The sequence below is a fragment of the Pseudomonas sp. FBCC-B1667 genome (genome assembly GCF_059133255.1).
The window spans coordinates 6186851-6200632 of record NZ_CP101437.1; the positions used below are offsets into that span (position 1 = coordinate 6186851).

11 protein-coding genes and 2 pseudogenes are annotated in these 13782 nt (G+C 61.0%); 8 read left to right on the forward strand and 5 right to left on the reverse strand.

The features are described 5' to 3' along the window. Nucleotides 1-13: 13 nt before the first annotated feature. Entirely contained in the window at nucleotides 14-907 is an 894-nt protein-coding gene (locus NL116_RS28660; RefSeq protein ID WP_494375001.1) for a PA4780 family RIO1-like protein kinase, read from the reverse strand. Nucleotides 908-1602: 695 nt separating this feature from the next. Here NL116_RS28660 and NL116_RS28665 point away from each other — a divergent pair. Together NL116_RS28665 and NL116_RS28670 are read left to right on the forward strand one after the other, a co-directional pair. Beyond that, nucleotides 1603-2394, forward strand: a pseudogene (locus NL116_RS28665) (cache domain-containing protein); the annotation flags it as partial. 309 nt (nucleotides 2395-2703) lie between these two features. Continuing rightward, nucleotides 2704-3300, forward strand: a pseudogene (locus NL116_RS28670) (methyl-accepting chemotaxis protein); the annotation flags it as partial. 65 nt (nucleotides 3301-3365) lie between these two features. Here NL116_RS28670 and NL116_RS28675 read toward each other — a convergent pair. After that, on the reverse strand, nucleotides 3366-4157 hold the full coding sequence (locus NL116_RS28675; RefSeq protein ID WP_494375002.1) for an AraC family transcriptional regulator: 792 nt from the start codon (nucleotides 4155-4157) through the stop codon (nucleotides 3366-3368). Nucleotides 4158-4245: 88 nt separating this feature from the next. Continuing rightward, complete coding sequence (locus NL116_RS28680) at nucleotides 4246-5523, reverse strand: acetyl-CoA C-acetyltransferase (protein ID WP_494375003.1); 1278 nt, start codon at nucleotides 5521-5523, stop codon at nucleotides 4246-4248. Nucleotides 5524-5745: 222 nt separating this feature from the next. Here NL116_RS28680 and NL116_RS28685 point away from each other — a divergent pair, with 222 nt between their 5' ends. Together NL116_RS28685 and NL116_RS28690 are read left to right on the forward strand one after the other, a co-directional pair. Then, the gene (locus NL116_RS28685) at nucleotides 5746-7098 is read left to right on the forward strand and encodes a 3-oxoacyl-ACP reductase (protein ID WP_494375004.1); all 1353 of its coding nucleotides are present in this window, start codon (nucleotides 5746-5748) and stop codon (nucleotides 7096-7098) included. Nucleotides 7099-7100: 2 nt separating this feature from the next. Then, complete coding sequence (locus NL116_RS28690; protein ID WP_494375005.1) at nucleotides 7101-7955, forward strand: MaoC family dehydratase; 855 nt, start codon at nucleotides 7101-7103, stop codon at nucleotides 7953-7955. Nucleotides 7956-8081: 126 nt separating this feature from the next. Here the strand turns inward: NL116_RS28690 and NL116_RS28695 are convergent, their stop codons facing one another. Both NL116_RS28695 and NL116_RS28700 read right to left on the reverse strand, forming a co-directional pair. Beyond that, on the reverse strand, nucleotides 8082-8486 hold the full coding sequence (locus tag NL116_RS28695) for a response regulator (RefSeq protein ID WP_494375006.1): 405 nt from the start codon (nucleotides 8484-8486) through the stop codon (nucleotides 8082-8084). Nucleotides 8487-8554: 68 nt separating this feature from the next. Continuing rightward, nucleotides 8555-8755: a Flp family type IVb pilin gene (locus tag NL116_RS28700; protein WP_494378149.1), complete on the reverse strand. Its 201-nt coding sequence runs from the start codon at nucleotides 8753-8755 to the stop codon at nucleotides 8555-8557. 325 nt (nucleotides 8756-9080) lie between these two features. Between NL116_RS28700 and cpaB the strand changes: the two genes are divergently transcribed. From cpaB to NL116_RS28720, 4 genes are read left to right on the forward strand one after another with little or no spacing between them, the layout of a single operon-like run. Then, a complete protein-coding gene (gene cpaB, locus NL116_RS28705) occupies nucleotides 9081-10025 on the forward strand; it encodes a Flp pilus assembly protein CpaB (protein ID WP_494375007.1) in 945 nt (314 codons plus the stop codon). Between the two features lie 21 nt (nucleotides 10026-10046). Then, nucleotides 10047-11309 carry a type II and III secretion system protein family protein gene (locus tag NL116_RS28710; RefSeq protein WP_494375008.1) on the forward strand — a complete coding sequence of 421 codons (1263 nt, stop codon included), beginning with the start codon at nucleotides 10047-10049 and terminating at the stop codon, nucleotides 11307-11309. After that, a complete protein-coding gene (locus tag NL116_RS28715; RefSeq protein WP_494375009.1) occupies nucleotides 11306-12496 on the forward strand; it encodes a CpaE/TadZ family protein in 1191 nt (396 codons plus the stop codon). Before NL116_RS28710 ends, NL116_RS28715 begins: the two co-directional genes overlap by 4 nt. Next, a complete protein-coding gene (locus NL116_RS28720) occupies nucleotides 12493-13773 on the forward strand; it encodes a TadA family conjugal transfer-associated ATPase (protein WP_494375010.1) in 1281 nt (426 codons plus the stop codon). Before NL116_RS28715 ends, NL116_RS28720 begins: the two co-directional genes overlap by 4 nt. Nucleotides 13774-13782 lie beyond the last annotated feature (9 nt).

The window sequence follows — 13782 nt, forward strand, 5'->3', positions numbered from 1 at the left end:
TCTGTTTAGCCCATCACTGCATCCACGGTGGAGGCGGTTCTTCGGCCTTGCTCGGTGGCGCATCGTCGGCAGCGCGGATCGCTTGCTTACGCTCTTCGTCCAGTCGTGCGGCCTCGATTTCACGAATGACCCCGCCGACGTCGGCCAACTCTTCCGGCTCGTCGAACTCGCCGGTCAAGACACTGGCCGGGTGCAAGGTACCGGCTTCGTACAATGCCCACATTTCCTTGGCGTATTTGGTCTTTTTCAACTCCGGCGCAAACCGCCCGAAGTAGGACGCCATGTTGCCCACGTCCCGCTCCAGCATGTTGAACGCGTGGTTATTACCCGCCGCATCCACCGCCTGAGGCAAGTCGATGATGACCGGGCCGTCCGGGGTCAACAGCACGTTGAACTCCGACAGGTCACCGTGCACCAGACCGGTACACAACATCAGCACAATCTGCGAGATCAGGAACGCGTGATATTCACGGGCCTGGTCCGGTTCCAGCACCACGTCGTTCAGACGCGGGGCGGCATCGCCGTATTCATCGGCCACCAGCTCCATCAGCAATACGCCTTCGAGGAAGTCATACGGCTTGGGCACCCGCACACCGGCACCGGCCAGACGGAACAGGGCCGCCACTTCAGCGTTCTGCCAGGCGTCTTCGGTTTCTTTCTTGCCGAACTTGGAGCCCTTGGCCATCGCCCGAGCCTGACGGCTGTTGCGCACCTTGCGGCCTTCCTGATACTCGGCCGCTTGACGGAAACTACGTTTATTCGCCTCCTTGTAAACCTTCGCGCAACGTAACTCGTTGCCGCAGCGCACCACATAAACAGCTGCTTCTTTACCACTCATGAGTGGGCGCAGCACCTCGTCGACCAGACCGTCCTCGATCAGGGGTTCAATGCGTTTTGGAGTCTTCATCAGCTTTTATTGTGGGTCCTTTATTACCAAACACGCGAAAGTCATTCGTTATACGGCAATCCACTCGTTCGGGGGAGGGGTTGCCGACCTATGAACGTCGTGATGCACACAATGTGCCGGATTAATCGCTCATCCGCCGCCGGTCGTCAATGACCGCCGCAGATCATAGCTGAGCCAGTGACACCTGTAGACGAAGGGTTTGGAGGGCATTTACGACAGACGCTGACATCCATATTCATACCCTTTGTAGGATTTTTCCAAAGAGTCCTCAATTTCCCCCGTCAGCTGCCGAAGTCCTCAGTGACAAAAGGTATTTGTCCGACAATCGTTCCTACATAAAAACGACGGCGCACTCACGGACGCGACAACCAAAACAACGTTTTCGGCTGCCAATATTCCGCGAGTCATCTGCACTGCGTGGGCCTACAAGAAAATCTGGAGCGCGGATGAACATCAAACAAAAGTTGACCTGGGCGTTTGCAATCATCGCCTGCTTGCCCGTGGTACTGGTCGCCACCCTGGTTGTGATGAACTTGCGCAGTGATGCCAAGGAAAGTTTCGTCGACGGCAGCGGCCGCGAGATTCGTCAGGTCAGCAATGCCATGCAGCTGTTTTTCGATGGCATCAGCCAGAACGTCGATTACCTGGCCAAACAACCGCTGATCAAGAACTCCGACGACAGCCTCAAGACCTACATGAGCGCCAACGCCGAGAGCATTCCGCAAGGCGAGATGGACAAAAAAGTCTTCGGCCTCCTGCAGGACCTGGGCAACAGTCACCCGTCCTACGCCTACGCCATTCTCGGCACCGCGGCCGGTGGTTATGTGTCGTGGCCGGACGACGCGAAGCTGAACAACTACGACCCGCGCCAGCGCCCCTGGTACAAAGCGGCCCAGGCCAAACCGGGCAAGCCGTTTCGCACCGAGGCCTACTATTGGGCACAGGACGACGCGACTTACGTCAGCACCGTGCGCACCATCGACAACAAATTGGGCACTAACGGCGGCGTGGTCAGTATCGACGTGACGCTCAAGCAGCTCACCGAGATCGTCAAACAGATCAAGCTCGGCGAAACCGGCTACCTGATGTTGCTGGAAAACACCGGCATGGTCCTGGTCGACCCGAAGCGACCGGAACACAATTTCAAGCCACTGAGCAGCCTCGGCGAGGGTTACGCGCAGCTGGCCAAGGCAGGCAAAGGCCTGGTGGAAGTCGAGCTCAACGGCGAACGCTACATGGCCAACGTCTGGCCGTCGGAGCAACTGGGCTGGACCTTTATCGGCCTGATCAAGCAAAACGACGTGATGAGCTCGGCCACTCAATTGACCTGGCTGATCGCGATCATCGCCGCCGTACTGGCCGTGTTCTTCGCCATCCTCGGCGCCAGTTTCGCCAGCGTCATCGTGCGCCCGATCCGCAGCGTGGCCAGCGGTCTGGAAGGCATCGCGCAAGGCGAAGGCGACCTGACCAAGAACCTGGAAATCCGTGGCAGCGACGAAACCGCGCAACTGGCCAGTTGGTTCAACCAGTTTTTGACGGCGATTCGCAACCTGATCCAAAGCATTGGCGGCGCCGCGACCAAGATTCTCGCCACGTCCAAAAGCTCGACCCAGGTCTCCAACGACATGGCCGAAGCCGCCGGGCGCCAGCGTGAAGCGGTGGACATGGTGTCCACGGCGTTCCACGAAATGGTTGCTACCGCCAACGAAGTCGCGCGCTCTTGCAGCCAGGCGGCGGACTCTGCCGACAGTGGCCAGCGTCAGGCTCGCGAAGGCCAGCAGCAGATTGATGCGGCGGTGAGCAGCGTTGATCGCTTGAGCCAGGAAATCGAACAATCGGCGCAGTCGATGCAGCAATTGGAGCGCGACAGCAACGACATTCAGTCGATTCTGGGAACCATTCGTTCGATCGCCGAACAGACCAACCTGCTGGCGCTGAACGCGGCCATTGAAGCGGCACGTGCCGGCGAGCAAGGTCGCGGGTTTGCGGTGGTGGCTGACGAAGTACGCGCGCTAGCCAAGCGCACAGCGGATTCCACGGCAGAAATCGACGGCCTGCTCGGCAACCTCGCCAAGCGCACCAGCCAGGTGACTCAACAAATGCACGCGAGCCTGGAAGTGTCCCAGCAGTCGGTGACCCGCATCGGCGAAGCGCGCAACAGCTTCGGGCTGATTCGTGAATCGGTGGACGTCATCCGCGACATGAACACGCAGATCGCGACGGCGGCCGAAGAACAGCATCACGTGGCTGAAGACATCAACCGGCACATCAGCCAGATCCATGGCGATGCGCAATTGGTCGCGGATCTGGCGAACTCGGCGCGTCTGGATTCGCAGAGCCTCGCCGGGCTTTCGAATGAACTGGACGGGTTGGTTCGACGCTTCAAAACCTGATCTCATAAACACCGCACATAAAATGTGGGAGCGGGCTTGCTCGCTCCCACACTCGACCTGCGGTGTTATTGCTTGAAGAGTTCGCCGGGGGTAATCCCGAACAGGCTTTTGAACGCCGCAATAAACGCCGATGTCGAGTCATACCCACACGCCAGCGCGGCATTGGTCACGCTGTCGCCCTCCTCCAGCAAACTCAACGAAGACAACAGCCGCATCCGTTGTCGCCAGCCGCGAAAGCTCAAACCCGTCTCACGCTGAAACAGGCGCATCAACGTCTTCTCCGACGTACCCAAGCGCTCCGCCCACGCTTGCAACGTCACGTTCTGCTCAGGGCTTTCAATCAACTCATTGCACAACCCCAGCAACCGCTCATGCCGTGGCAGCGGCAGGGAAAAACCCACCTCCGGCAAGTTCGCTAACTGATCCAGCAACACCCCCACCAACCGCGCTTCCTGGCTGTCGCCCTGTGGATATTCCACGGGCAGCAAGCAAAAGCGCTTGATCAGCTCCCGCGCCAACGGCGTGACTTCCAGCACCCGGCAGCGCCCGTCCGCCCACTCGCAATCTTCGCGACGCACATACAGGCTGCGCATTTCAGCGCGCATCGAGGTCACGACTTGATGTTCAAGGTCCGCCGGAATCCAGATGCCCCACTGCGGCGGCGCATAGAAACTGCCTTCGGCGGTGTGCACACCGAGAACGCCACTGATGGCGTAGGAAAACTGCACCCAGTCGTGGCGATGCGGGGGTGTCCAGGAACCGGCGTTGAGACTTTCTACCCGGGCGAATAGCGGACGGGGTAACGTCGACAGCGTCGGAATTGTTCGTTCGAGGGACAGTTGTCCGTTGGACGTCATAGAGGGGCCTTATGTCGCATGACGGCTGATGGGGCGACAGTAGGCCAAGTCATCAATTCCTACAAATACATTCCCTGTGGGGACAGTGTCAGCGTTCGATTATGGCGGTGACACCTTGGCCGCCCGCCGCACAGATCGAGATCAACCCCCGCCCCTTGCCCGCCGCGTCCAGCAACTTCGCGAGGTTGGCGACGATGCGCCCGCCCGTCGCCGCAAACGGATGGCCGGCCGCCAGTGAACTGCCTTTGACGTTGAGGCGGCTGCGATCAATTGAGCCCAACGGCGCATCAAGCCCCAGACGGGTTTTGCAATACTCCGGATCTTCCCAGGCCTTCAACGTGCAGAGCACTTGCGCGGCGAAGGCTTCGTGGATTTCGTAGTAATCGAAATCCTGCAAGGTCAGGCCATTGCGCGCCAGCAATCTTGGCACCGCGTACACCGGCGCCATCAACAGACCTTCGGCACCGTTGACGAAGTCCACCGCCGCCGCTTCGCCGTCACGCAGGTACGCGAGGATCGGCAGACCGCGTTCCTTCGCCCATTCCTCACTGCCCAGCAACACCAGCGACGCACCGTCGGTAAGGGGCGTCGAGTTGCCGGCCGTCATCGTGCCCTTGGCGCTTTTCTCGAAGGCGGGTTTCAGCTTGGCGAGCTGCTCCAGGGACAGGTCCGGGCGCAGGTTGTTGTCGCGGGTCAGTCCGAGGAACGGCGTCATCAGGTCGTTGTGCCAGCCTTCGGCGTAGGACGCGGCCAGATGGTGATGGCTTTCCAGCGCCAGTAGATCCTGCTCTTCGCGGGGGATGTTCCAGGTCTGCGCCATCAGCTCGCAATGCTCGCCCATGGACAAACCGGTGCGGGGTTCGCCGTTGCGCGGAAATTCCGGAATCAGGTGCCGGGGGCGCAATTGCAGGAAAGTTTTCAGCTTGTCGCCGGTGGTTTTGGCGCGGTTGGCTTGCAGCAAAATCTTGCGCAGGCCTTCGCTGACGCTGATCGGCGCATCCGAAGTGGTATCGACGCCGCCGGCAATGCCGCAATCGATCTGCCCCAAGGCAATCTTGTTCGCCACCAGCAACGCCGCCTCCAGTCCGGTGCCGCACGCTTGTTGAATGTCATAGGCAGGCGTTTGCGGCGACAGCCGGGAGCCGAGCACGCATTCGCGGGTCAGGTTCATGTCCCGCGACAGTTTGAGCACCGCCCCCGCGACCACTTCGCCCAGGCGCAGGCCGTGCAGGTTGTAGCGTTCGATCAAGCCTTCGAGCGCGGCGGTGAGCATCGCCTGGTTACTGGCGGTGGCATACGCCCCGTTGGAGCGGGCGAAAGGAATCCGGTTACCGCCGATAATCGCGACGCGGCGCAGCTGAGTCATGAAAAGCTCCTTGTAAATTATTTAAATTGAAACCCGGCCCTCTGTAGGAGCGAGCCCTGTGGCGAGGGGACCCCGCACAGGTTCTGCATTCCCCCGCAAGTTCTGCTAAACCCAAGCTCCAACTACTCTGCAATGTTCAAGCGTAGGCCTTATCTCGTGGATCGAACGACTGATTGCCATTCGTGGTCCACACTTTGAACCTCAGCCGCCGGAGCACGTTCCATGTCAGACCGTTATATCGACTTCGCCAATTCGTCCATCGGCCATCGCCTGGTCGGGGCCTTGGGTTTGCCGTCGCCGGTCCGCCTGGAGCGCTGGCAGGCCGGCCGGTTGCGGCCTGTCGAAGGGGCGCTGTTGATTGGCGGCGGCCCGTTGGCGGACAACGTCAGCGCCTTCGCCAACCGCCTGACCGACACGATCTACAGCTATGGCACCGAGCCGTCCCTCGCCACCGCGTGGATTCCCGGCCACGGCCCGAAACTCAAAGCCGTGGTGTTCGACGCCACTCACTTGGTGCAGACCGATCAACTCAAACAGCTGCGCGAATTCTTTCAGCCGCTGATGAAAAACCTCGATCACAGCGCGCACCTGGTGATTCTGGGCCGTGCGCCGGAGACCTTGAGCGACCCGTTCGCCGCCAGTGCCCAGCGCGCACTGGAAGGGTTCAGCCGTTCGCTGGCCAAGGAACTGCGCAGCGGCGGCACCTTGCAGTTGATCTATGTGGGCGACGGTGCGGACGATCAACTGGAAGGACCGCTGAGGTTTTTCCTCTCGCCGAAAAGTGCGTTTGTGTCCGGGCAAGTGATTCGCTTGAAAGCGTGCGCCACGCCCGTTCAGGACTGGACGCGACCGCTGGCCGGACGCAAGGCGTTGGTGACCGGTGCGGCGCGTGGCATTGGCGCCTCGATTGCCGAAACGCTGGCCCGTGACGGCGCCGAGGTGATTCTGCTCGACGTGCCACCGGCCAAAACCGATCTCGACGCCCTCGCCGCGCGCCTCGGCGGGCGCAGCATCACCCTCGACATTTGCGCCGAAGACGCCGCTGCACAGTTGATCGCACACCTGCCCGACGGCGTCGACATCGTGGTGCACAACGCGGGGATCACTCGCGACAAAACCCTGGCCAACATGACCCCGGAATTCTGGGACGCGGTGCTCGCGGTCAATCTCAATGCGCCGCAAGTGCTGACCAAGGCCCTGCTCGACAGCGGCACCCTGCGCGAAAACGGCCGGGTGATTTTGCTGGCCTCGATCAGCGGCATCGCCGGCAATCGCGGGCAGACCAATTATGCGGCGAGCAAGGCCGGGCTGATTGGCCTGGCACAAGCGTGGGCGCCGTTGCTGGACCAGCGCGGCATCAGCATCAACGCGGTCGCGCCAGGGTTTATTGAAACGCAGATGACCGCGCACATTCCGTTTGGCTTGCGCGAAGCGGGCCGGCGCATGAGTTCGCTCGGTCAGGGCGGCCTGCCGCAGGACGTGGCCGAAGCCGTGGCGTGGCTGGCGCAACCGGGCAGCGGCGCGTTCACCGGCCAGGCGTTGCGAGTCTGTGGACAAAGTGTTCTGGGGGCCTAGTGATGATCACCGACTGGCACACACTCAACCGCGAACCGAGCCTGCCGGCGTTATACATGCGTGCGGCGACGCGACGCAAAATCACTGGCACCACCTTGCCCGACACCGGGTTGCACTGCTGGGTCAATGTCGATCCCAAACGCCTGGCGGCGTATCGCAACGTCTGCGGATTTGCCGACAACGGTTTGCTGCCACCGACCTACCCGCACATCCTCGCATTCGCCTTGCAGATGCAATTGCTCACGGCCGACGCGTTTCCGTTTCCCCTGCTGGGGCTGATTCACCTGAGTAACCGCATTCGCGTGTTGCGACCCATGGGCGGCGTGAATCGGGTACGCGTCAGCGTGCAGGTGCAGAATCTGCAACCCCATGCCAAGGGTGCGACGTTCGATCTGCTGACCACGCTGGATGACCCATTGGGAACGCTCTGGGAAGCACAAAGCCAGATGCTCTGCCGGGGCGTCAAACTGGACGGCGAACCGGTCGAACAGGTATTGGCCCCGACGTTGGAGATGATCGAAGTGACCCGCTGGAAAGCGCCGGCCGACATTGGTCGTCAGTACGCCAAGGTGTCCGGCGATTACAACCCGATTCACTTGAGTGCCGTCAGCGCGAAACTGTTTGGTTTCCCGACCGCCATTGCCCACGGCTTATGGAACAAGGCGCGCACGTTGGCGGCGCTGGCTGATCACCTGCCGACAGCGAACATCGAGATGGCCGTGCAGTTTCGCAAGCCGGTGCGGCTGCCCAGTGAGGTGACATTGCTGGCGAGTGCGGCGGGGTCCAGTGGGGATTTTCGGTTGGTAGGGGCTGGGGATCTTGAGCACATGGTCGGGCATTGGCGGCCGGTGGCTTGATGCCGGGTAAAAATCTTTGGCAAATGTGAAATGGCGATCGCGAGCAGGCTCGTTCCCCCAGGGCATTTGTGTTGATGCGCAAATCACCTGTGGGAACGAGTCTGCTCGCGATGGTGGTCGTCCAGACTAAGACTGAACCAGAGGCTGCGGAAACAGGTTATCCAGCGTCTCCAACAACCGAACGTGATAAATCGGCTTGCGAAACAGGTCGAGCACCTGCAAGCGCAGCATGTCGCTGACGTCTTCCATGTCCGCATGCCCCGACGTGACGATCACCGGCAAATGCTGACGCGAGGTGTGTTCGCGCAAGCGCCTGATCAATGACATGCCGCTTTCCTCAGGCATGCGCAGATCCGTGATTACCAAGGCAATGTCCGGATGCCGGGTCAGGTGCTGCAAGGCGAGCTTGACCGAGGTTGCGGTAAAACAGCAAAAACCCTCCCCTTCCAGCAACTCCGCCAGTTCCATCAACGCGTCCTCCTCGTCATCGACCAGGAGCAGCTGTTGGCGTGGGTGTGCGGGCGCATTCATGAGGGCTTCCTGCAATGGACCTGGCGATAACGTTAGAACCACTCAGGCTAGTTGGCAAACAGCAATCATCAAGGCAGTACAGCTTTGATACTGGTGGTAAGCGAAGCATAAATATCCGTAACGGTGCCCATGAAAACGCTCACAGCCACTGCCGCAAGACCCGCGATGATCGCGTACTCGATGCCCGAAGCGCCTTCGGTGTCTTTGGCCAGGTTGTAGTAGAAAACGATCTCGCTCTTGAGGTGCTGAACAACGCTTTTTAAGGACATGACGACTTCTCCTGAAGACTGCTGGTGTTGCACGACCGCAACATGATTCCCCTGTGCCAGCATCAGCATTGTCGGCATTCCCCAACCCAACAACTGTAAGAACGTATTAATACTTAAGTAGTACCCCACCCGTTTTCGGCAAAAAATGGGACTTGGCCTTTCAAACGCCCCATTTCCTCGTTTTTTTGCCAGCCAGTAATGGCGTTTTGCTCTAGCTGCGCTACCTTCAAATAGCGAAATAGTTCCATGTATTTGAATGCTTTTTTGGGAATCTATTTCGTTCGAGACGGTACGGATCATCGGCAGCAGGAAAGGGAGAGCCCTCATGAACAGCCGTGTCACCCTGGGATTGGCCGGATTGTTTCTGGTGGGTGCCATCATTGCCGGTTACTGGGGACTTGCGCTGAGTCGCCAACCCGCTCCCGAGCCTGCCGCGCAACCTGTCGTCAACACAGCGCCATCCACTCCAGCCCCTATGCCAGTGGACGACCCCACGCGCCAACCGGTGGTGGTCCTGCTGCACGACGTAGCCCCCTTCGTTCAAATCACCGCGGCCGACGTCACCCTAGAAAAACTGCGTACCGCCCCGGCCGGCAGTTTGACCACGCTTGAGCAGGCGATTGGCCGCACGCCGTGGCACGCCCTCACCGCCGGCACCTGGCTTAACGATCAAAGCTTCGAGGCCGGCAGCTCGCTGGCACGGATGATCCGTCCGAATGAACGCGCGTTTGCCGTGGCCGTGGATGAAGTGACCAACGCCGGCGGCCAACTGAGCCCAGGCGATTATGTCGACGTGATGCTGTTCCTGCGCGTCGACGCCAACAACACTCAACAGTCAGCCCAAGTGGTAGTCCCGGCGTTACGCGTTCTCGGGGTCGGCGAACAGCTGGGGCTGACCAACGACGGGCGCCCCGCCAACCCGGCGCGCAGCCCTGAAGAACAACTCAAGCAGGACCAACTGCGTGCCAGCGCCCGCTCGGTGTTGCTCGCCGTCCCCGAACCTTTGCTGAGTCGCCTGACACTCGCCGCCCAGGCCGGCACGTTGCGTCTGGCCGTGCGCAGCGCCGAAGAAAAACGCCTGGCGCATTACTGGGCTGGTGAAAGCACTTCGTCGACCCCTCTCGCCAGCGCCAATCGCGACCTCGTGCAATTCAGTCAACTGGCCCTCGTCGGCACCCCCAAACCCCTCACCCTCGGTGCCAGTCCCGCGCCGCAGAAAAAAGGTGTGGAAGTCATTCGCGGCAATCAACTCACTCAACAAACTCCCTGAATTGAGCAAGGACGCATCTACATGCGCAGAAGTACCATGTTCATGTTTCAAGGCCTGCTGTGGGGCTCGCTGCTGAGTAGCGTGCCACTCACGGCGACCTTTGCGGCTAGCGGTAACTGCGCCGCCCTCGGCCAATTGCCGGCGACACTGGAAGTCGGCGAAGGCTTGCAGCAGGAAGTGCAATCACCCGTGGCGATTACGCGGCTGGCCGTGGGTGACCCGAAAATTGCTGATGTGCGGGTCAACGGCAACCAGGCCTTTTTGCTCACTGGCATGGCGCCCGGCGCCACCAGTCTGATGGTCTGGACTGCCTGCGCCAGCGCCCCGCGTCAAAGCATGGTGTTCGTCAAGGGCCGGGCCACGGCGGCCATGACCGGCGCAGCCTCCCTGCCCTCCCAGGACCCGTTGCTACCGTCGCAAGTGCAGACCGACATTCGCTTCGTCGAGGTCAGCCGGACCAAACTGAAAGAGGCCAGCACCTCGATCTACGGCAAAAGCTCGAATTTCCTTTTTGGCTCCCCCGGCACCGTGCCGAACACCGCCGTGACCCCGCGAGTGCTGCCATTGCGCAACCTCGACCCGCGGATCGCCGTGCCAAGCATTCCGCTGGCCAATGACATGTTCAACATCGTCGCTGGTGGCGGTAACTTCCTGGCGATCATCAACGCCCTGGAAGGCAGCGGGTTTGCCTATACCCTGGCGCGGCCGAGCCTGGTGGCGATCAGCGGGCAGAGCGCGAGTTTTCTCGCCGGCGGCGAAATCCCGATCCCGGTGCCGAGTGCCAACAGCAACAGCTACTCCATCGAGTACAAGGAATTCGGGATTCGCCTGACGCTCACGCCGACCGTGGTCAGCAACGATCGCATCGCCCTGAAAGTGGCGCCGGAAGTCAGCGAGCTGGATTTCGCCAACGCCGTCACCATTGGTGGCACCACGGTTCCTGCGTTCACCATTCGCCGCACCGACACCAGCATCTCCCTGGCCGATGGCGAGAGTTTTGTCATCAGCGGTTTGATCAGCACGCAAAACACATCACAGGTCGACAAGTTTCCGGGACTGGGGGATATCCCGGTCCTCGGCGCCTTTTTTCGTAGTTCATCGATCAGGCGCGAAGAGCGTGAGCTGCTGATGATCGTCACCCCGCACCTGGTTCAACCGCTGGCCGTCAATGCGCCGCTGCCGTCGTTGCCCGGTGAACAGCTGCGCAACTACGACCCCGGTTTCTATCGCATGTTCTTCCTCGAAGACGGCAACTTCGATAAACGCAGCGGGTTATCGCAATGAGCCAGAACCTGAGCCAGACCTTCCTCGCGATCACGCGTAACGACACCGACCTTGAGTGGCTGCAAGGCGCCCTCGCGCCGTTGGGCCAGGTGGTCAGCGCCGGCGGCGGCAGCCTCGACGAACTGTTGGCACTGGTGGACGTCACCTTCGCCAGCCTGGTGTTCGTCGGGCTGGACCGCGAACATGTGGTGGCGCAAAGCGCGCTGATCGAAGGCGCACTGGAAGCCAAGCCGATGCTGGCGATCGTGGCCCTGGGCGATGGCATGGACAATCAGCTTGTGCTGAATGCGATGCGTGCCGGAGCGCGGGACTTTGTCGCCTATGGCTCGCGCTCCAGCGAAGTTTCAGGGCTGGTGCGTCGTCTCGGTAAACGCCTGCCAACGGTGGCGCCGAGCACCCAGCTCGGTGGCCTGACCGTGCTCTACGGTGCGCAGACCAACGCCGACGGTGCGCTGATCGCCAACCACATGGCGCAAGTGGTGCAGAAAAGCGGTCAGCAAACCTTGCTGCTGGACCTGGGTTTGCCACGCGGTGACAGCCTGGCGTTGCTCGGGCTGGAGAGTTCGTTTCATTTCGGTGACGCCGTGCGGCATTTGCGGCGCCTCGACGCCACGCTGATCGACAGCGCATTCACCAGCAATGAGACGGGACTGCGGATACTCGCCTACGCCAACCACGATGAACCACTGGAGCGCACCAGCGCCGCCGAGTTGTACATGCTGCTCAGCGCCCTGCGCCAACATTTCCAGCACATCGTGGTGAACCTCACCGGCCAGCCGGACAGCGAAGCACTGCGCACCTTTGTCAGTCATTGCGACAAGCTGCTGTGGTACACCGATCAGAACGTGCTCGACTGTCGGCGCAACCTCGCGGTGCTCAACCTGTGGCGCGAAAAAGGCATGAAGCTCGATCACGCGCGACTGCTGATCGACCGCTACCTGCGCAATGTCGCACCCGACGCCGACACTCTGGGAAAAAGCTTTGGCATGGAAGTCTTCGCGATGCTGGCCTTCAGCCCGGAAGTGCGCCTGAATGCGAAAAACCAGGGCGTGAGCCTGTTCGATCTCGCCCCGCGTGAAGGCCTGACCCAAAGCCTGCGCACCCTCGGCGAACGCCTGGCCAAACGCTCCGAAGGCCTGGCAAAACCCAAGACCGGCTGGTTCAACCGGCTGAGGGGTGCGCAATGAGCACGGAAAAACTTTTCGGCGCCCCGGCGCGCACGCAGGCCGGCAACACCGACAACGAAGGCCTGAAACTGGTGTTGCACCGCTACATCATCGACGCCATCGAAGAGTCCGGAAAAAACTTGCTGGAAGGGTCGCGGCCGGCGCTGTCGCAGTTCGTCATCGACAAGGTTGCCGAATACATTGCCCGGCTGCACTTGGCGATTTCCCGCTATGAAATGGAGCGCCTCGCCGAAGAACTGGTCGACGAACTCACCGGTTTCGGCCCGCTGGAAGTGCTGCTGCGTGACCCGTCCGTGACCGAGATCCTGGTCAACGGACCACACCGGGTGTTCATCGAACGCGACGGTGTGTTGCATCAAAGTGACTTGCGCTTCATCGACTCACACCACGTCGAACGCGTCATGCAACGCATCCTCGCCCCCCTCGGCCGACGGCTCGATGAGTCCTCGCCGATGGTCGATGCGCGCCTGCCCGATGGCAGCCGGGTCAACGCGATCATTCCGCCGATTGCCTTGGACGGCCCATGCCTGTCGATTCGGAAATTCCGCAAGGACATGCTCAAAAGCAACGACCTGATGGCGATGCAAACCATTGATCAGGCGATCTTCGACTTTATTCAGGAAGCCGTGGGCAAGCGCTGCAACATCCTGATCAGCGGCGGCACCGGCACCGGCAAAACCACGCTGCTGAACATCCTCAGCCAGTTGATCAACCCGCACGAACGCCTCGTCACCATCGAAGACGTCGCCGAACTGCAACTGGGCCACCCGCACGTCGTGCGCCTCGAAACCCGGCCGCCGAATGCCGAGGGCCATGGCGAAGTGAAGTCCAGCGACCTGATCCGCAACGCCCTGCGGATGCGCCCAGACCGGATCATCCTCGGTGAAATTCGCGGCGTCGAAGTGCTCGACGTCCTCACCGCCATGAACACCGGCCACGACGGTTCGATGAGCACCGTGCACGCCAACAATGCCCAGGATGCGCTGCTGCGCCTGGAAACACTGGTCGGCCTGACCGGCCGCACCATCGCCGAAAAGACGTTGCGCCAGATGATTTGCGCCGCGCTGGACGTGGTGATCCAGCTCACCCGTATGCCCGACGGCCGCCGCTGTGTCAGTGAAGTGGTAGAGGTAGTCGGCGTGCGCGATGACGTCTACGTCACCAACACCTTGTTCAGGCTCGACCGCCGCACCGGTTTCGGTTTTATGCGCGAGGCGGTCAACCCCGCCGGCGACAAACTGCGCCGCGAGTCGGCGCTTGTTTCCTCACCGTACTGAGGCCACGGC

Excerpts from the sequence above, each read along its gene's own strand:
- NL116_RS28675 (WP_494375002.1), bottom strand. The coding sequence starts at position 4,157 with ATGACGTCCAACGGACAACTGTCCCTCGAACGAACAATTCCGACGCTG.
- NL116_RS28680 (WP_494375003.1), bottom strand. The coding sequence starts at position 5,523 with ATGACTCAGCTGCGCCGCGTCGCGATTATCGGCGGTAACCGGATTCCT.
- NL116_RS28685 (WP_494375004.1), top strand. The coding sequence starts at position 5,746 with ATGTCAGACCGTTATATCGACTTCGCCAATTCGTCCATCGGCCATCGC.
- NL116_RS28690 (WP_494375005.1), top strand. The coding sequence starts at position 7,101 with ATGATCACCGACTGGCACACACTCAACCGCGAACCGAGCCTGCCGGCG.
- NL116_RS28715 (WP_494375009.1), top strand. The coding sequence starts at position 11,306 with ATGAGCCAGAACCTGAGCCAGACCTTCCTCGCGATCACGCGTAACGAC.
- NL116_RS28695 (WP_494375006.1), bottom strand. The coding sequence starts at position 8,486 with ATGAATGCGCCCGCACACCCACGCCAACAGCTGCTCCTGGTCGATGAC.
- NL116_RS28700 (WP_494378149.1), bottom strand. The coding sequence starts at position 8,755 with ATGTCCTTAAAAAGCGTTGTTCAGCACCTCAAGAGCGAGATCGTTTTC.
- cpaB (WP_494375007.1), top strand. The coding sequence starts at position 9,081 with ATGAACAGCCGTGTCACCCTGGGATTGGCCGGATTGTTTCTGGTGGGT.
- NL116_RS28720 (WP_494375010.1), top strand. The coding sequence starts at position 12,493 with ATGAGCACGGAAAAACTTTTCGGCGCCCCGGCGCGCACGCAGGCCGGC.
- NL116_RS28710 (WP_494375008.1), top strand. The coding sequence starts at position 10,047 with ATGCGCAGAAGTACCATGTTCATGTTTCAAGGCCTGCTGTGGGGCTCG.
- NL116_RS28660 (WP_494375001.1), bottom strand. The coding sequence starts at position 907 with ATGAAGACTCCAAAACGCATTGAACCCCTGATCGAGGACGGTCTGGTC.